This window comes from Paenibacillus konkukensis (assembly GCF_023523925.1).
Taxonomy (GTDB): Bacteria; Bacillota; Bacilli; order Paenibacillales; family NBRC-103111; genus Paenibacillus_S; species Paenibacillus_S doosanensis.
In genome coordinates, this window is record NZ_CP027059.1 from 4623986 (window position 1) to 4641916 (window position 17931).

14 protein-coding genes are annotated in these 17931 nt (G+C 58.5%); 6 read left to right on the forward strand and 8 right to left on the reverse strand.

What is annotated here, in order from left to right:
* Nucleotides 1-87: 87 nt before the first annotated feature.
* Nucleotides 88-270, reverse strand: a complete 183-nt coding sequence (locus SK3146_RS20065; protein WP_249860487.1) for a hypothetical protein — start codon at nucleotides 268-270, stop codon at nucleotides 88-90.
* Nucleotides 271-321: 51 nt separating this feature from the next.
* Between SK3146_RS20065 and SK3146_RS20070 the strand changes: the two genes are divergently transcribed.
* From SK3146_RS20070 to SK3146_RS20090, 5 genes are all read left to right on the forward strand, one after another.
* Nucleotides 322-555 (forward strand): DUF6385 domain-containing protein, encoded by a 234-nt coding sequence (locus SK3146_RS20070; RefSeq protein WP_249866376.1) that lies wholly within the window; start codon nucleotides 322-324, stop codon nucleotides 553-555.
* 55 nt (nucleotides 556-610) lie between these two features.
* Nucleotides 611-1891 (forward strand): DUF6385 domain-containing protein, encoded by a 1281-nt coding sequence (locus tag SK3146_RS20075; protein ID WP_249860488.1) that lies wholly within the window; start codon nucleotides 611-613, stop codon nucleotides 1889-1891.
* Nucleotides 1892-1956: 65 nt separating this feature from the next.
* Nucleotides 1957-4044 carry a glycosyltransferase gene (locus SK3146_RS20080; RefSeq protein ID WP_249860489.1) on the forward strand — a complete coding sequence of 696 codons (2088 nt, stop codon included), beginning with the start codon at nucleotides 1957-1959 and terminating at the stop codon, nucleotides 4042-4044.
* A complete protein-coding gene (locus SK3146_RS20085) occupies nucleotides 4001-6091 on the forward strand; it encodes a tetratricopeptide repeat-containing glycosyltransferase family 2 protein (RefSeq protein ID WP_249860490.1) in 2091 nt (696 codons plus the stop codon). The genes SK3146_RS20080 and SK3146_RS20085 overlap by 44 nt, the downstream gene beginning before the upstream one ends.
* Nucleotides 6092-6424: 333 nt before the next feature.
* Nucleotides 6425-8386, forward strand: a complete 1962-nt coding sequence (locus tag SK3146_RS20090) for a glycosyltransferase (RefSeq protein ID WP_249860491.1) — start codon at nucleotides 6425-6427, stop codon at nucleotides 8384-8386.
* Here SK3146_RS20090 and SK3146_RS20095 read toward each other — a convergent pair.
* From SK3146_RS20095 to SK3146_RS20120, 6 genes are all read right to left on the reverse strand, one after another.
* The gene (locus SK3146_RS20095; protein ID WP_249860492.1) at nucleotides 8348-9652 is read right to left on the reverse strand and encodes a glycosyltransferase family 4 protein; all 1305 of its coding nucleotides are present in this window, start codon (nucleotides 9650-9652) and stop codon (nucleotides 8348-8350) included. The genes SK3146_RS20090 and SK3146_RS20095 overlap by 39 nt on opposite strands.
* Nucleotides 9653-10576, reverse strand: coding sequence for a glycosyltransferase (locus tag SK3146_RS20100; protein ID WP_249860493.1), 924 nt, complete (start codon nucleotides 10574-10576; stop codon nucleotides 9653-9655).
* The gene (locus SK3146_RS20105; RefSeq protein ID WP_249860494.1) at nucleotides 10569-11813 is read right to left on the reverse strand and encodes a tetratricopeptide repeat protein; all 1245 of its coding nucleotides are present in this window, start codon (nucleotides 11811-11813) and stop codon (nucleotides 10569-10571) included. Before SK3146_RS20105 ends, SK3146_RS20100 begins: the two co-directional genes overlap by 8 nt.
* A 251-nt stretch (nucleotides 11814-12064) precedes the next feature.
* Nucleotides 12065-13942 (reverse strand): ABC transporter ATP-binding protein, encoded by a 1878-nt coding sequence (locus tag SK3146_RS20110; protein WP_434006805.1) that lies wholly within the window; start codon nucleotides 13940-13942, stop codon nucleotides 12065-12067.
* Nucleotides 13935-15701: an ABC transporter ATP-binding protein gene (locus SK3146_RS20115; protein WP_249860495.1), complete on the reverse strand. Its 1767-nt coding sequence runs from the start codon at nucleotides 15699-15701 to the stop codon at nucleotides 13935-13937. Before SK3146_RS20115 ends, SK3146_RS20110 begins: the two co-directional genes overlap by 8 nt.
* Nucleotides 15702-15730: 29 nt before the next feature.
* Entirely contained in the window at nucleotides 15731-16144 is a 414-nt protein-coding gene (locus SK3146_RS20120; protein ID WP_434006903.1) for a MarR family winged helix-turn-helix transcriptional regulator, read from the reverse strand.
* 507 nt (nucleotides 16145-16651) lie between these two features.
* Between SK3146_RS20120 and SK3146_RS20125 the strand changes: the two genes are divergently transcribed.
* Entirely contained in the window at nucleotides 16652-17077 is a 426-nt protein-coding gene (locus tag SK3146_RS20125) for an Rrf2 family transcriptional regulator (protein WP_249860497.1), read from the forward strand.
* 219 nt (nucleotides 17078-17296) lie between these two features.
* Here the strand turns inward: SK3146_RS20125 and SK3146_RS20130 are convergent, their stop codons facing one another.
* Nucleotides 17297-17857, reverse strand: a complete 561-nt coding sequence (locus SK3146_RS20130; protein WP_249860498.1) for a GNAT family N-acetyltransferase — start codon at nucleotides 17855-17857, stop codon at nucleotides 17297-17299.
* Nucleotides 17858-17931 lie beyond the last annotated feature (74 nt).

A 17931-nucleotide genomic window follows, 5' to 3' on the forward strand; every position in this document is an offset into this window, starting at 1 on the left:
CATTTTGTGGAGGCATGAGCCGTTTCACCTTCGTTTGAGAAACCATACACTATGGCAGCACAACTTTTAAGGGGAGTTACTATGGGATCAAGAATGGATTGCGATATGCGCAAACGGAAAAAAGCCAAGACGGGCAAAAGCAAGCATAAGTGCAAAAACAAGTGCCGAATTCTGCTGAGATCGGCTTGTGCTGTATGTTTGCGCAAAAAAAAGCGGAAATGCCGCCATTCCTGTCATAAGGAAGCTCCCCATACGTTTCTTAATATTCAAGCGGGGGGTGAATTTACGGTACTTCCCGTTCAGGACGTATCGCAATTGACTATGTACTCTTACGGTATCGTAAATCGGGGCGAACATCCGATCGTGGCCAAAATTCAGATTAGTCCCAACCGCCACGATTTTGCCGATGACGTAGAAGAGGTCATTGATAGCGGTGCGACTTTGGCGTTGGTGCCGGTCCGCTTCCTGTATTATGCGCGAGTCGCTGTCCGTGCCGAGGACCCTGACCAGAGCTCAATGGTCGATGTGTATTTCCAGGCAAGGACCGTAGCGTAAACGGCCTGGAGTGTCTTCGTTAGTTTTACATTTTCTGTGAAGGGAGAAATGCGGCTTGCCTAACTTTTCAACGTTTAATACAAACCCGGACAGATTGCGTACGTTGATATTCGGTCAGGACAGCGCAGCTGTTAACCATCCTCTTGCAACGGATACCGACGGCAATCTGTTGACCGTTATTATGGACGGGACTGTAAGTTTGCAAAGTGTGACGTTGACGGCGGGAACATTGACGAACCTGCTGAACGGGACGATTACGAGCGTCATGGGAGCGACGATTACGGCGGGAACGCTGACGAACCTGCTGGACGGAACGCTGACCAGCGTCATGGGAGCGACGATTACAGCCGGAACGCTGACGAACCTGTTGGATGGTACGCTGACAAGTGTAATGGGAGCGACGATTACAGCCGGAACGCTGACGAACCTGCTGGATGGTACGCTGACCAGCGTCATGGGAGCGACGATTACAGCCGGAACGCTGACGAACCTGCTGGATGGTACGCTGACCAGCGTCATGGGAGCGACGATTACAGCTGGAACGCTGACGAACCTGCTGGATGGTACGCTGACCAGCGTGCTGGGAGCGACGATTACAGCCGGAACGCTGACGAACCTGCTGGACGGAACGCTGACCAGCGTCATGGGAGCGACGATCACGGCTGGAACGCTGACGAACCTGCTGGACGGAACGCTGACCAGCGTCATGGGAGCGACGATCACGGCTGGAACGCTGACGAACCTGCTGGATGGAACGCTGACCAGCGTGCTGGGAGCAACGATCACGGCTGGAACGCTGACGAACCTGCTGGCTGGAACGCTGACCAGCGTGCTGGGAGCAACGATCACGGCGGGAACGCTGACGAACCTGCTGGATGGAACGCTGACAAGTGTAATGGGAGCAACGATTACAGCCGGAACGCTGACGAACCTGCTGGACGGAACGCTGACCAGCGTCATGGGAGCGACGATCACGGCGGGAACGCTGAGCAGCGTAACCTCTATCTCGCAAAAAACCTTCCAGGAGCAGGAGACGCTGGATATTCCTACCGGAGATGACTTCACTGCTCTGCCGGCCGTGACGACAAGCGTGTTCGGCAACTATTCGTTCTTCGTATATAACCGGGGGACAAATAATGCGGATGCGCGCGTTGAAATTAGCGCGGATGGGTCCCATTGGTACGACGAGGTCGATACGGTTACAGGGATCGCTTCGGGTTCGGTCGATGTGCTTGTGCCGCAAAGATTTTTGAAATACACGCGGTTGTCGTATCGCTCCAGTTCGGCTGGCGATTCAACGAATATCGATGTGTTTTTCAATGGACAAGGCACATAATAGGGCGCTGTAACATATAGGTACATGGAATCCTCGGGAGGGGATCTCATGTACTCTTTACTTTTATGGGGGAAGTGCATATGGAGAAGCCGTTGTTAGGCGTTCATTTGATCGTCAAAAATGAAGAAGCGCTGCTGGCCCGCTGTCTGGAGAGCATCCGCGCGGCGGCGGACGAGATTATTGTCGTAGATACGGGCTCCGACGACCGTACTTCGCAAATAGCGCAGTCTTACGGGGCAAAGGTCGTTTATAGCGAATGGCAGGACGACTTCGCGCAGGCGCGAAATACGGGGCTTTCCCATGCCGCCAGCGAATGGGTATTGATCATCGATGCGGATGAAGAGGTAATGGAAGGCATAGAGAAGCTTCCCGCCTTTTTACGGCAAACCGGCGCCGAGAGATGCAGCGTCCGCATTGTCAGTCCGGTTGGGGATCGGCATGAGGAGCGAGTCGAGCATGAAAGCGTAAGATTGTTCCGTACGGGCCAAGGCTACCGGTTTAGCGGACGCATTCACGAGCAGCTGATACGCGGCGAGGACTATGCGGAGAGAGAGCAAGAGGCTGGAGAAGAGAGCTCTTTAGGCGGCCGAAGCATCCCTTTAAGCCCGCTGCTTTTAAACCATACCGGTTATTTGCCGGCCGAACTGGAGGGCAAACGGAAACCGGAACGAAACCTGCGAATTATCCGAAAATGCTTGTCTGAGAGCCCGGGGGACCCATTTCATACTTATAATTTGGCGGTGACGTACTGCCAGCTGGGGGATTGGCCCCAGGCGGCGGAAGCTTTTGGCTGCGCTCTTGATGCCGCCCCGGATGCGCCTTATCGGCCTACCTTAATCCGCGATTACGCCAAGGTTCTGCTTGCTTTGGGGCAGCCCGCCCAGGCGGGCGAGCTTTTGCAGCGCGAGGTCAAGCGGTACCCGCATTATCCCGACCTTCATATGCTGCTCGGGCAATGCTTGGAGGAGCAGGGGCTGCTGGCGGACGCCTTCTCGGCGTATGGCTGCGCCCTGACCGTCGACAAGCAAACGGCGGATGGCTATATTACGGAATCGGGCTCGCGCGGATACCGCGCTTGCACGGGGCTGGGCCGGATCGCCGTGCGCCAAGGCGAGAAGGAGCTCGCCGACCGGCTATACCGCCAGGCGCTGACGGAGCATCCGCATTATGAGCCTGCGCTATGCGGCTGGGCCGATCTGCTGCAGTTGCGCGGGATGGACGACGAGGACATTAAGCAGCGGCTGCTGGAGGTGCTGCAGCCGGACGGTTCGTCTGCGCTTGCAGCCCGCGCTTTGGCAAGCTGCGGAGCGTACGCGGCCGCACTGGCGGTGCTGCAGAGCCCGGGGGCGCAGCAAGAGCGGGCTCTCGTCTGCGAGTGCCTCATGCAGACGGGGCAGTTCGGCGCCGCCGCGCTGCGCTTTGCCGCATGGCGGCAGGAGGGCGGGGCGGAGCTCCCGGCGGGCAGCATAGCCGATTGGGCGCTGTGCTGCTGGAGCGAGCAAGGAACGCTGCCGAGGAGCTTTTATGCCGCGGCCGATCCGCGCCGTCATGCCGCTTACGCGGCGCTTGAGCGATGGCTGTCGGCCGGCCCGGGCGGCGGGGAGCGGGCTATGCCGCAGGTCGGGCCGGAACTGCTGGAGCTGGCGGCGCAGCAGCTCGAACGCGCGGTGGAGCTGCGTCTTCTGCAGCTCTCGGAGCAGCTCGCCGAGCTGGCGGAGCCGCTTCGGCTGCGGCAAGCCAAGGCGCTGTACCGGCACGGTTATGTGCTGCCTGCCGCGGATCGCCTTCTTGCCCTGATGGATCAGGGAGGGCTGGATGCCGAAGGGTTGTTCGACTTGGCGGAAATTTTGTACGACAAAGGCTTCTACGGACAATCCGCCGCTCTATTCGAGCAAGCGCTCGTCCTTAAGCCGGACTGGCCGCGGGCTCATACGGGGGCTGCGCTCAGCTACTTGCAGTTGGCCCGCGAGGTGGCGGCGGACAGCATTGGCAAGCTGCCGGATATGGAACCGCTAAAGAAAGACCTGCGGAAGCTCGATCAAGCTGTGAGCCGGTTCGGCGGCCTTGGCTGGAAAACATGGCGCAGCGGCCGGCAAAGGAGGAACGCGGATGCGGCGCAATCGGATTTCGTTATGCATGATCGTCAAGGATGAGGAAGAGCAGCTGCCGCGCTGTCTGGCAAGCGTACAGGGAGCGGTGGACGAGATCATCGTCGTCGATACGGGTTCCTCGGACCGTACGGCGGCGATTGCCCGCCGGTTCGGGGCCCGAGTGATCGAGACGGCCTGGACCGGGGATTTCGCCGCAGCCCGCAACGCGGGTATCGATCAAGCGGCGGGCGAGTGGATCTTGTTTCTCGATGCCGACGAGGAGCTGAACCGGGCCGACCGGAGCAAGCTGCGGCAGTATGTGCAGCTTGCGGGGTATGACGGTTTTTTTCTGCAGATTCATAACTACATCGGCAGCGGCCATCAGGGGGCGACGATCAATCCGGTTCTGCGGTTGTTCCGCAGCGATCCGCAGCATCGTTTCGAAGGGCGCATCCACGAGCAGATCGCCGAAGCGATTTGCCGCCGGAATCCGGCCGCCGCGTTTCATATTACGGATATCGTGATTCATCACTACGGCTATCGGCAGGAGGTCGTCGTAAGCAAGGATAAGGTGCGCCGCAACATCCGGCTGCTCGAAGAAGCGATCGCCGCAGAGCCGGATAACGCTTTTTACCGCTATAACATGGGGGTAGAGCGGCTTCGCTCGGGTCAGCCGCTGGCGGCGTTAGACTCCTTCGGCGAAGCGGTCCGTCGCATCGATCCTTATACGACCAGCTACGCGCATCTTCTCTATAAGTATGAAGTTCGCTGCTACCAGGCTCTCGGCCGGTGGGAGGAGGCGCTGAACCGGATCGGGTCGGCCCTGGAGTTGTTCCCGGAATATACCGATTTGCTGCAGTACAAGGCGGTATGCGAGAAGGCGCTCGGGCGCAGCCGCGAGGCGAAGCGGTCGCTGCTGCAGGCGCTGGAGCTCGGGCCTCCGCCGGCTATGTATCATACCGAGGAAGGAATGGGCACGTTCCAGAGCGCTTACTTACTGGGCCAATTGATGGAGGAGGACGGCGAGGCGATCGAGGCGGCGCACTGGTACACGGAGGCGATCCGCTTCAAGCCCAGCTTGACGCCGCCGCTCTATCGGCTTTTTCATATTTTCCGGATTACGGGGCGAGAGGAACAGATTCCGGAGTGGGTGAACCGGCGGTTTGCAATCCGCTCGCCGGAGGCGCTGTGGAAGGTTGCGGCGATTATGCTGCAATGCCGCTGCGGGCGGGCGCTGCTCCTTCTGCTTGCCGCGGATCAAGGCGTCCGTCTGCCTAGGGAATTGAACCGCCGTATCCGGGCGGAGGCGTATATGCAGACCGGCGAGCTTGGGCGGTTGAGGAGCTTATTGAACAAGGAATGCAAGCAATCCGGAGACGATAGGCTGAAGGCGCTGCTCCTTCGCTTGAACTGGCTCGAAGGCAGACCGGTTCAAGGTCGAGACCGGATCGTCGGCAGGCTGGCCGGGAACGCGCACGTGCAAGAAGACCTGGCTGGAGCGAGCCTGGAACCGGAACCGGAACCGGAACCGGAGCGGGAGCCGGGGCTCGCCATGCGTCCGGTCGAATCGTCTTCATCTGCTGCATCCTCGGGAAAAAGAATGAGGAGAACCGAAGGACGAGAAGAAGGAGTCGCTGCGAGAAGCTTCTCTATCCCGCCATGCGAACGGCCGCTGCCAAAGAAGGCTGCCGGTCCGTTGTACGGCGCGAACGATCCGTGGGACGAGTGGATGAATCTGCTGCTGGCCGCCGCTCAGTCGGGGCGCCATGAAGCCGCCGGTCACATTCTCGCCGCTTGGAACGGGGCGCTGGAATCGTGCGGGAAAGCTGCGCAGGCATCGGGAGCGGCTTCGCTTGTACGGGGATTGGCTGCCCTGGCTGACCGGCATGCCGCTGAGCTGGGGCGCAGCGGCATACCGCTCTCCGATGGCGGAGAGAGCGGGCAGCGATCCGGCGCGGATCGGGAGCAGCCGAACCCGGAATCGAATGGGGCCGGTCAGACCGCCTCATCCGGGGAGCCGGATGAACGGAACCGGCTGACTGCGGCGATGCCGTATCAACGGTGGAGCGAGGCCGTTCGTCTGGGACTGCCATGTATGGACGGCTTTTGAGCGAAGTCTGCGTGAAAATACGGCCGGATAGCCGCTAGGGAGCTGAAACGGCGTAAGCGATCGCCTTGGCAGTCGGATTTTCTCCTGTTCATGGGGCCGAAATTCAAAAAATCCGGCTGCATTAGCGAGTGAAGCCCCTAACGACCGCAGGCCATGCATAAATCGCCACGCATCTAAAAGTCCGGTGAACAAAGAGCGGAGGGCCCATTTGAATCTGGAAAAGCGTTAGCGTTCGCCTTTGAAAGCAACAGCGATTGGAGGATCAAATGGGCGCCGCAGCGGACTTTTTCACCACACTTCTAAGGATGATTGGATGGAGGGGAGGAGGTCTTGATGGGACGAACGGAAATCTCGCTGTGTATGATCGTGCGCGATGAGGAGGAGCATTTGGCCCGCTGCCTGTCTTCCGCGGCTTCTACCGTATCCGAGATCGTAATCGTCGATACGGGATCGGCCGACAGGACGGTGGAGATCGCCCGCAGCTTCGGAGCCAGGGTAGTCTCCGTGCCGTGGACCGGCGATTTCGCCAAGGCTCGCAATGTGGCCTTGGACTTGGCGACCAAGCCGTGGATATTGGTGCTCGATGCGGATGAGGAGTGGGTCGAACCGCAAGAGGGGAAGCTGGAGAGGCTGCTCAGCCAAGAGGGGACGCTAGGCTATTACGTCCGGCTGTTCAGCTATGTGGGGGCCGCCGGGGAGGAGTATGTGACGGATGCCGTCTGCCGCCTGTTCCGCAACAATCCGGGTATCCGCTACAAGGGAGCGATTCATGAAGACGTCGCCTCGGGTATTCTGGCGATGCGGCCCGGGGCGCTCGAATTCTCCGATCTGGAAATCGTGCATTACGGCTATACGGACCGCATCATTGCGCAAAAAAACAAAAGCGAGCGCAATTTGACGATCATCCGCGAAGCATTAAAAGCGAATAAGGACGACTTGCAGCTGATGTACGCGCTCGGCACGGAATATTATCAGCAAGGCCAATACGGACGGGCGCTGCTTGTATTTGAAACGATGCTTCCGAAGGTGCCGGTCTATGGCGGCTATACGTCGGATTTGCTGCTAAAAATGGCCTTTGCCTACCGGGAGACCGGCCGCCGCGACGAATCGCTTCGCATGATTGAGGAGACGCTGCGCCTGTACCCGGATTTTACCGACCTGTTCGAGCTTCAGGCGATCGTGCTGACCGATTTGCGCCAATACCCCGAGGCGCTGCGTTCTTTGGAGAAGGCGATAGCATGCGGTGATGTGTCGCATCAATACACTTCCTGTTCGGGGGCAGGCACTTACCGGAGCCGGTATTTGTCCGGTATCGTCTACGAGCGGTTGTACCGCTGGGAGGATGCTTGCCTCAGCTACGAGCAGGCCCTCGCTTGGCAGCCGGGCTATACCCCCGCCTGGCAGCGGTTCGCTGCCGTCTGCGCGGCTCTCGGGCAGCAGGAGCGGCTGATGGCTGCGATGCAGGCTCATGCCGCTCGGCTGCCGCTGCACGCGCAGCTGGCGCTGCTAGAGACGGCCGCCGATGCGCAGCGGCCGGAATGGCTCCTGCAGGGCCGAAGCCTGCTGCAGGCGGCTTTCGCCCGCCAGCCGCTGACGGAAGGGCTGCTGCTGGCCCAGCAGGGCGACGATGCGCAGGCTGAGGCGGCATGGGAGCGGTGGACCGGCCATCCGCAGCACGGGAGGCAGGCGCTGATCTACCGCTGGGCGCTGTCCGTCAAGCGGGCCGATGCCGCTGGCGGGCCGGACCGCGAGCCGGCCGAGGCGGAAGCCCGCCGGCAGCTCGAGCGGCTTGTCCGCGCCGACGGCGCCTACGCCGCGTTGGCGCAGCCTGCGGCCGGCGCCGCGCTGCCGCCGGCCGTCTACGCGGGCGCGAGGACGGCGCTGCTGCGCACCGGCGCCTGGGACGGCTGGCTCCGGCTGCAGGAGGCGCTGCCGCAGCCGGAGCCGCTCGGCGCACTGCCGCCCGCGCTGCGCTGCGGCCTGCTGCGTGCTCCTGCCGCGGTGCAGGAGCGGCTAATCGGGCGGCTGCTCGCGTCCGGGCAGCCGGAGACGGACCGTCCCGGCCTGCTGCTAGCCGGGCTGCTTGCCCTCGAGCGCGGCCGCAGTCATGACGCGCTGGGGCTGTTCTGGGCCGCGCGGGAGCAGGCGGACGGCATGCCCGAGGCTGGCGCCGCCGCCGTGGGCGTGCTGCACGCGCTGACGCAGCTTGCGGCCCGCAGCCTTCGCGGCAGCGGCGCAAGGCTGGCTCCGCCGATGTTAACCAGCGAAGTCAGAGCGGTCCTCCTCGCCGAGTGACCGCTCGCGGCGTTTACGCTCCGCTGGGAGAGGCTCCGGGGCGGCGGAGGCCGGAGGCAAATAGGCTTCCAGCACGGCCCGCCACTTGCGCCTCCACTCTTTCTTATCGAAGGCGAGCGCAACCTGCCTGGCGCTGCCTCCCAGTCTTTGCCGCAGAGCCCGGTCGTTCAGCAGCCGGCGGAGGGCGGAGCACAGCCGCTCTACCGTAGGCGGGACAAGCAGCCCGTTGTATCCGTCGATGATCAGATCGTTCAGCCCGCCGACATTGGCGGCGACGATAGGCAGCCCGCAGCTCATCGCTTCCAGGCAAGAATAGGACGTTCCTTCGGAATAAAGGGTAGGGATAACCGCAATATCCGCTTGCCGGTAGGCGCGGCGGATTTCTTCGAAGGAATACGTGCGGTGAACGATGCGATCGCGGTGAGGGTGGGCGCTATGCCATATGGAAAAAGCTTCGCTGATCGTACTCCCCTCTACCTGCTCTCCGGCAAATTCGATTTCGATTTGCGGGTATTGCGCCAGCAGCTCGTCTGCGGCGAGCATCATGGCGATAATGCCCCGTTCCATACTGATGCGGCGCGGGTACAGGATGCGCAGCGGGCGAGGGCCCGGCTCGGATTCCGTCTGCGGCGAACTGTCCTCTGCCAAGTTTCCCTTCGCAGCGACAGCCGGCGGTACGCTGGGCAGGGCCGCTTGAGGCTGCGTCGTGCTTTCCGTGCTTGCTGCCTCCGGGCAAAAATAACCGGTGTCGACCGCATTCGGAATCAGCTCGATGCGTTCGGGGTCGTTATAGGTGCATACGGAGCGGCAATAGGTTTGGAAATGCGAATCGACCGTGACGATTTTGCTCAGGCTGCGAACCGCGTTCCCGATCTGGTCGGCGACGCTTCGCTTGACCTCTTCGGGCAGACTGGGACGGTCCCAGTTGATTCCGTGACAAATGCCGAGGCTGCCCGGCCGGTAGCGGATCGGGTGCCATATGCAGCTGGCGTAGATGATCGGCCCCTCCGCCCGCTCAGCCATCCGGTGGAACGCTTCGTCGATCCGATCCGGATCGTACGGATAGCCGAATACTTCGATATGCTCTACCGTTCGATGGAACGCTTCGAAGAACGAGAGCTGATGAACCTGCGGCTGGTAGCCCATATCGCGGATAACGCCGCACAGGTCGTAAATGTAACGCTCCAGCCCTCCGCCGAAAATACGGCTCAAATCACGGTTGTAGCCGTCAAGAAAACTGTGCGTAAATATACTGACTTTGCCCATTTAGCGATCCTCTTTCCATTCGATCAGATTCGGGTTCAAATCAAGAATCGATTCATACTGGGCGAGGCTTCCCCATCTGCCCTCCGGATCGATTTGCTTGTATCGGAGATATTTGCGCACGCGATCCTCCAGGCTTCCCGCCCAGCCCAGATGCTTGACTCTCAGGTCCGTGAGCAAGCCGGGCAGCGCGATGCACGGCAAAGGGAGCCTGGGGACATGGTGATCCCATCGAGGATAGGCGTAAGGGAACTGCGGGAAATAGCGGAGAAGCGCCATCGTATGATGCTTGTGAACGTTCCAATGCGCATCCTCCCTGTAGTGGGTCGTTCCGCCCCACAGATCGTAGAAGCGAAACCCGACCCAATCGTACCGGTCTTGATCGATCAGCTCGCGCATTTGGCGTTTGGCTTTATCCTCATACAACTCGTCGGCATCGACCGACAGCAGCCAATCGGGGCTGGTCGATACGGCGGCCTCCCAGAGCAGGGAGCGCAGCTCCCACTCTTGACCGAAGCGGGACGTCTTCAGGGCAACGAGCTTGGCGACTTTGGGACAAGCTTGGCATATCGCAACGGTGTCGTCGGTGCTTCCGTCGTCGACTACGACAATGTCGTCCACGAATGTGCACAGCTCGGCAAGCACTTGCTTCAAATAGCGGCCGCTTTCGTTACGCACTTGCATCATGGCGGTCAATCGATTGCCGGAAGCTTTGCGCACTCTCCTTAACGGCCGATGCGGCCGCGGCTGGTCGCCGGCGATTTCTGCCGCCGCCGCTTGCGGAAGGACGCCGGAACGGTCGTCCGCGTCGGCCACTCCGGTATCCTGCGGAAGCGAACCCGTCGCGAACTTGTCGCTTCGGCGGCTTTCCGCAGGCAGTTCCCGCTCCGGCTGATCGTCTCTGTGCGCAGCGGTATGGTCAATCATCCGATTCTCCTCCTATTCGTTCCAGGGCTTGATCGACGGCTTTCATTTCCAAGACTTGAGCCAGTGCTTCTTCTTCGTCCAAGGCGGCTTCCAGAAAGCGATGAATGGCTTCGTGCCGTTTCCCTTTCAGTGCCAGAACGATTCCGCACAGCAGAAGGTAATCCCTTTTGTCGGCCGGAATCGTCAGCTCTTCGGGATCGAGGCAGGCCAGCGCCGCTTCCATGTTTCCGGCAGCCAGATGGGTTCGCAGGCCGAGGCGTCTCGCTTCTGCAGACGAGGGATCAAGGACTCCAAGCGTCTGAATGGCGGAGCGGAAGTCGTCGTTCAGCCTGTACAGCTCTCCTCTCACCAGCTCCCGCTGCCCTTGTTCCATCCATCGGCACAGATGCTCATACCATATCGTATCCGGCTCGGACACGGCGGTAATCCCGTAGACGGTCACCGCTTTCTCCAGCTCGTCAAGTTTGGCGTGGATGGCCGAGAGGAAACGATAGTGCGTATGCAGGGAGTTGCCGGCTTTCCCTCCCGTTGCGGCCTGTTGGAACGACTCGATCAAATGCCGCTTCGCGCTGTCGCTGCCGAGTAAATACAAGTACACCGCAAGCAGGAAGGAGATCGTTTCGTGCGCTCCCGCTTGCTCGCGCAGCCGTCCGTAATAATCGGCCCGCAGCGACCATTGCAGCGCGGCGGTTTGCGCGGCGGCGGACGGTCCGTGATCCGTCAATTCGCGCATGCATTTTAGAAACAGCACTTCATAATCGCGCAGCGATACCGATTCGCCGCCGACGATGGCGTCGCCGGAGAGAGAAGAATTCTCCCCTTGCAGAAACAGCGCTCCGGGTGCCCGGAAGCTTTGATCCAGATAGCGTGTCTCCGATTCCGTACAGACCAGATCCGCCAGAGCGGTCAAACGGCGCCAGCATGTTTCCCATAAAGGGGTCTCTTCCTCGCGAGACGGATGGGGCAGCATGACGACCAGGCGGGCCGGCTGCAAGGCGGCTACGTCTGCCACCCAGTAAGGATGGGTGACGATGGCGGTCATTTCCTGCTGCGGCAAAGAGCCGAGCCTGCTTCTGGACAACGGGGAGAGCGACGGTGGGAGGGAGGAAGCCGCATCCTCCGAACCGCCGTGCACGAACCAGACTTCGCTTTCTCTGCTTAAGAGGAGAAGCAGCTTCTGGAACGGGAATGCCCTCCAGCTGCAATGGGGAAATACGACAAACGGTTTGCTGCTCATGCGCTCCATCCTTTCGGTCTCCCGGTTTACCGGCTTCGCCCGTCCAAACCTGCGGGCTGTTGCGGGTATATTTCGTAATTATTTTATGGACGAATGAGGCGGAAGGTGACGATGGAAGACGGATTCAAGCCGGCAGGGATACCAACGGGGAGGCTGTAGGAAAGATCTCTATTCGGACTATGAAACGGCAAAAAAAGAAGCCCGCGGCATGAAGCATATATGCCTGGGGCCTCTCGTCGGTAGAACGGCTTTCACCCGACCCGTTTAAACTGACTGTTATACAGCTCGTAATAAAATCCTTGGCGGTCCAGCAGCTGTTGATGAGTGCCGCGTTCAATAATTTCCCCGCCGTTAATAACCAGAATTTGGTCGGCTTCGCGAATTGTGCTCAGCCTGTGAGCGATGACGAAGCTTGTGCGCCCCTTCATCAGGGAATTCATCGCTTCCTGAATATGCATCTCTGTGCGTGTGTCGACGCTGCTGGTCGCTTCGTCCAGGATCAGGATGGCCGGGTCGGCCAGGATGGCTCTGGCGATCGTAATCAGCTGCCGCTGCCCCTGGCTTAAGTTGCTGCCTTCGGCCGACAGCACCGTATCGTAGCCTTGCGGAAGCTTCCTGATGAAACCGTCGGCATTGGCCAGCCGCGCCGCATCCTCAATCTGTTCATTCGTCGCGTCCAGCCGGCCGTAGCGAATATTTTCGCGAATCGTATCGGCGAATAAATACGCATCCTGCAGGACGATGCCGAGCTGGCGCCGAAGCTGGTCCTTATCGAGGTCGCGTATCCGCTGGCCGTCGATCGTAATGGTGCCTTCCTGAATATCGTAGAAGCGCGTCAGCAGGTTGATGATGGTCGTTTTCCCGGCGCCGGTCGGTCCGACCAAGGCTATCGTATCGCCGGGGTTGGCCGTGAGCGATACATTTTTCAGCACGGGAACGTCCGGCTTGTATCCGAACGACACGCCGTTCAGGACGACTTCCCCTTTCACCTGACGCAGCTCCCTGCTGGCCGTCGCGTCCTCGTATTCGGTCTTCGTATCCATAATCTCGAATACGCGCTCGGCTCCCGCCACGCCGGACTGGATCATATTGAACTGGTTGGCCAGATCGTTAATGGGCCGGCCGAACTGTTTGGAATAGTTCAGGAAGCTGACGATGATGCCGATGGTGGACATATCGTTTAGGACCATCCAGCCGCCGACGGCGGCGATCAAGGCGAAGCTGATGTTGTTCAGCACGTTCATTACCGGCCCCATCATGCCGCTGAAGATTTGCGCCTTCGTGCCGACGTCCCGCAGCTTCGTATTAATGTCGTTGAATTGTTCGATGGTTTTGGCTTCGCGCCGGAACGACTTCACGACCTTTTGACCGGAGACGGTTTCTTCGATAAAGCCGTTGATTTCGCCCAAATGCTTCTGTTGTCCGCTGAAATGCTTCCGGGTATACCCGGATATTTTGCCTGTGACGAACATGACGAGCGGAATCGTGACCAGGCTGAGCAGAGTCAGCCAAATGTTCAGCTTAAGCATGAACAGCAGCGCGCCCGCCACCGTAATGACGCTTGAAATAAGCTGAGTCACGCTCTGATTCAGCGTGTTCGACACATTCTCGATATCGTTGGTCGTTCGGCTCATCAGCTCGCCGTGAGTTCTGCTGTCAAAAAACTGCAGCGGCAGCTTCTGAATCTTCGCGAACAAATCTGCTCTCAGCTCGCAGACGGTGCGCTGCGATACCCCGGTCATGACATAGGCTTGGGCCCAGGTCATAGCGGCGCTGAGTACGTAAATGGCCAACAAGGCGGCGCACAACCGGATGAGACCGCCGTAATCATGTGGAATAATGTACTTATCGATCGCCAGACCGATCATGTATGGCCCTGCCAAGGCCAAGCCCGATCCGATAACGGTCAGGATGAATACCGAAATCAGCCCGGCCCGCTGCCGGCGCAAATAGTGCCATATTCTTTGCAGGGTAGCCCGCGTGTTCTTCGGACGCACCTTGGCCATCATGCCGCGGCCCGGCCCCCCGGGTCCGCCCGGTCCGCCGCCCATAGGTCCGCCCATCCCCATCGGAGGGCTCATCGGTCTTGCGGAGCTTGCAGTTTGCGTGTCGCGGTTCGACTCAGCCATGGGCCACCGCCCCCTTTCCAAGCTGTGAGTTGTAGATGTCCTGATATTCCGGACTTTGCCGGATCAGCTCGTCATGCGTTCCTTCGGCGACGATGCGGCCGTCGTCCAGCACGAGAATTTTGTCGGCGTCGAGCACCGAGGTGATGCGCTGCGCGATGATGAAGCAGGTGGTGTCCTGCATCAGCGATTTGATCGCCGCTTGAATCCGCGATTCGGTGCCCAGATCGACGGCGCTGGTGCTGTCGTCGAGAATGAGAATGGCCGGACGCATAAGCAGTGCTCGGGCGATCGAGACCCGCTGTTTCTGCCCGCCGGACAGATTGACACCCCGCTGTCCGAGCTGGGTGTCGTAGCCGTCAGGCATCCGCATGATGAAATCATGCGCATCGGCGGCTTTGGCAGCCGCCTCGACTTCTTCCTGCGCGGCGTCGGGCCTGCCGAAGCGGATATTGTCGCGGATCGTGCCGGTGAAGAGTATCGCCTGTTGAAGCACCATGCCGATATGGCTGCGCAGATGCTCGAGCCCGATATGGCGAATGTCGGTGCCGTCAATCAATACCCGTCCCCGGGTCGTTTCATACAAGCGGGGAATGAGGTTGACCAGGGTCGATTTGCCCGATCCGGTCGCTCCGAGAATGGCTATCGTCTGTCCGGGCTCGGCGGTAAAATCGATATCCTTCAGCACCAGTTCTTTTTGTTCTGCCAGCGTATCGGTCGGAGCGAAGGAATCTGCGTTATACGTGAACGACACCCGCTCGAAGCGGACTTGGCCCGAGCCCACGGCGCTATGCGCGGCAGGCCCGGCGTCGGCGATTTCCGATTCGGTCCGAAGCACCTCGTGAATCCTGTCGGCGGAAGCTTTGGCCCGCGAAATGAACATGAGCATCATCCCTACCGAAAGCAGGGAAAATAGCACCTGCGTCACGTAGTTGATGAAAGCGATCAAGTCCCCGACGGGAAGCGATCCTTCCCAAGTCAGATTGCCCCCGTACCAGAGTACGGCGACGATGCTGACGTTCATGATCAAGGTCATGACGGGCATATTCAAAGCGACAATCCGCGTCGCCTTCATCGCCATGTCGGTATAATCGTTGTTGGCTTTGCCGAAGCGCCCCGTTTCATAGCGGGAGCGAACGAACGCTTTAACCACGCGAATGCCCGCCAAATTTTCCTGCAGCACGTTGTTCACCGTATCCAGCTTGTTCTGCACTTTGGAAAAGAGCGGAAACGCATAGCGTATAAGCAGGAACAAGACGATGAATAAAATCGGAATGACGACGGCCAGAATACCGGCCAGACGGAAGCTGATCGTAACGGCCATAATCAAGCTGCCGATCGCCAGAAACGGCGCCCGGACCAGAATGCGCAGTGTCATTTGCACCAGATTTTGCATTTGCACGACATCGTTGGTCAATCGGGTGACGAGCGATCCGGCTTTAAATTGATCGAGATTGCGGAAAGAAAACGATTGCACTTTTTGAAAAAGATCGCTGCGAATATCAGCCCCGAAATGCTGAGAGGCGATGCTGGAAAAAAAGGTGCATCCGATCCCCCCGATAAGGCCGATAAGCGCCGTGCCGAGCATCAGCAGCCCGGTTGTTTGAATATGCGGCAGATTTCCCTGAAGAACGCCCTCGTTCACAATGCTGGCCATGAGCTTAGGCTGAAGCAGATCCATATAGACCTCAATGAGCATAAGAAGAGGGGCCAACAGCGCAGATTTCCAGTAAGGCTTCAAATAACGAAATAATTTCAACACAGCCTTGCACCTCGCTAATATTTTGTCGACTAAATACTTTCCTCGATCTGTTTCAGATTGTTTTGCATATGAAGAAGGAACCTCCGCAGCAGCAGTTTTTCTTCTGCCGTAAACTCCTCGAACGTATGAAGCTCAAGCGACTGCATCGTCTCCTTCACTGCTTGAATGGCCTGACGGCCCCGCTCAGTGAGATATACCCGCGATATGCGCTGGTCATGCGTATCCGGCATGCGCCGGACTAGCCCCGTCTTCTCCATGCGCGTCAGCATAACGGTCAGTGTAGCGGGCTTAATCCGCAGCTTGCGGGCGAGCTCCTTCTGGCTCTGCCCGTCTTCCTCGGAGAGCCGGAACAGAAGGGGCGGCTGTCCGGGATACACTTCGATGCCTTGCTGCTGCAAAAGCAGATGCAAGGTGTGACGATGAAGTCTCATGATGTTCGACATCGTATGGGTCAACGCTTCGGAAGAGTTGTGATGCACCGATTGTCCTCCTTTATTTAATTAGTCGACTAATTCAAATTTTAAAACAGTGGAAGCCTCGGCGTCAACGCTCCCTCCAAAAAAAGTGAGTCCGGGGCAGCGTCAAATGATTTTTATTGAATGGGCGTGAATGAGCGTTTTTATCGGCGCTATCGACGCAGATCAAGAATCGGTTCCGGAAGATTACTTTGTCCATGAGCATCGTGTCATTAAAGCGCGCCGGTTATTTTTTAATAGGGCCGGGGAGATAATAGGACGGTTCAAAGATCGGGAGAGAGCAAGCAATGAGGACGTTGACAAAACGGAGCATTGTAACTAAAATCATTACAAGTTCGATGAGACCGTTCAATGCGGATGATTTGCTAAGGCAAAGCTTAAGCACAAGCTTACGAAGCCAGTTTTGTTAACGCAAACCGAGCATAGGCTTACGAAGCTAATTTTGCTATCGCAAAATTTTAGGTGGTGAACCCAATGACAATCAGCAGCCGCTACGCGGTCGCCATTCACATACTCTCGCTGCTTGAGATTAATAAAGAAGAGCGCATCACCTCCGATTTCATCGCCGGCAGCGTCAATACGAATCCCGTCGTGATCCGCCGGATTATCGGGATGCTCGGCAAAGCCGGGCTCGTGATTACGAATCCGGGAGTGGCGGGAGCGCAGCTGGCGCGGCCCATTGACCGTATCACGCTGCTCGATGTTTACCGTGCCGTTCAGTCGGATCCGGAGGAGGAACTGTTCGCGCTTCACGACAATCCGAACCCGCAGTGTCCGGTGGGAAGGAATATTCAAGGGGCTTTGGAAGGAACATTCGCCCAGGCGCAGAAGGCGATGGAGGAAGAGCTGAGAAAAGTAACGCTGCAGCAAATTGTCCATCAAGTAAGTCAAGAGTCGTAGGGAGCTGGCCGTACCCGTTTCGTATATGTATGACAGGAGAACCGCCACACGCGCAAGAGGGGCGGAAGAAGCTTGCTGCGGCATAAAACGGACCGATAACTGTAGGAAGATATAGGCACGCAAAGAGGAACACTTCATGCCGGATTGAAGTGCTCCTTTTTTGCTTGAAGCAGCTTCGAAGTCAAGGCCTCGCTTCGTAGGGTTATTGTGGATAGAAAGCTATAGCTGTTTGACCATGTGATAATAAGTTTTCTTATTAATGATCGTTTCCTTATCGGAGCTATATCCGAGCTTCGTATATAAGCTGCGCGCCCGTTCGTTATATTCCTCTACGTTCAAGGCGATTTTGTCGTAGCCGCGCCGCTGCGCCTGCCGCTCCGCCGCTTGAATCAGCTCGGTGCCGAAGCCGCGCCCGCCCCATACGGGGGATACGGCGAGAGCGTCGATATAATATTCGTCCTCGTCCGCTTCTTTATCGAGAGTCAGCGCAGGGTCGTTCTTCAATCGGCGCAACCGGTCTCTTATGGGCTTGTCTATCGCTTCGGCCTCCGAGCCGTGATAGCATAAGATCATTCCGGCGACATTCTCGCCGGCGATTTTTACCAAAATATTGGAATGACTGAACCGGTTGCCCGGTTGCAGAAAAAACTGTTGAAGCGCATCCAGTACTTCTTCTTGCGTCTTGGCTCCCGTCAATTGATACCCGATATCTTGAATGGCATCGAACAAGAGCTGTACGACGGCTACGGCATCGGACGGCTGCGCGGTTCTGATTGTCATCTGCTTTCCTCCGTTCACAGCGAAATTCTTCGATAAAATGCTGCTCTCATTGTATACTATAAATGTCGAAATCT

Excerpts from the sequence above, each read along its gene's own strand:
- SK3146_RS20070 (WP_249866376.1), top strand. The coding sequence starts at position 322 with ATGTACTCTTACGGTATCGTAAATCGGGGCGAACATCCGATCGTGGCC.
- SK3146_RS20080 (WP_249860489.1), top strand. The coding sequence starts at position 1,957 with ATGGGGGAAGTGCATATGGAGAAGCCGTTGTTAGGCGTTCATTTGATC.
- SK3146_RS20085 (WP_249860490.1), top strand. The coding sequence starts at position 4,001 with ATGCGGCGCAATCGGATTTCGTTATGCATGATCGTCAAGGATGAGGAA.
- SK3146_RS20090 (WP_249860491.1), top strand. The coding sequence starts at position 6,425 with ATGGGACGAACGGAAATCTCGCTGTGTATGATCGTGCGCGATGAGGAG.
- SK3146_RS20095 (WP_249860492.1), bottom strand. The coding sequence starts at position 9,652 with ATGGGCAAAGTCAGTATATTTACGCACAGTTTTCTTGACGGCTACAAC.
- SK3146_RS20100 (WP_249860493.1), bottom strand. The coding sequence starts at position 10,576 with ATGATTGACCATACCGCTGCGCACAGAGACGATCAGCCGGAGCGGGAA.
- SK3146_RS20105 (WP_249860494.1), bottom strand. The coding sequence starts at position 11,813 with ATGAGCAGCAAACCGTTTGTCGTATTTCCCCATTGCAGCTGGAGGGCA.
- SK3146_RS20110 (WP_434006805.1), bottom strand. The coding sequence starts at position 13,942 with ATGGCTGAGTCGAACCGCGACACGCAAACTGCAAGCTCCGCAAGACCG.
- SK3146_RS20120 (WP_434006903.1), bottom strand. The coding sequence starts at position 16,144 with ATGTCGAACATCATGAGACTTCATCGTCACACCTTGCATCTGCTTTTG.
- SK3146_RS20125 (WP_249860497.1), top strand. The coding sequence starts at position 16,652 with ATGACAATCAGCAGCCGCTACGCGGTCGCCATTCACATACTCTCGCTG.
- SK3146_RS20130 (WP_249860498.1), bottom strand. The coding sequence starts at position 17,857 with ATGACAATCAGAACCGCGCAGCCGTCCGATGCCGTAGCCGTCGTACAG.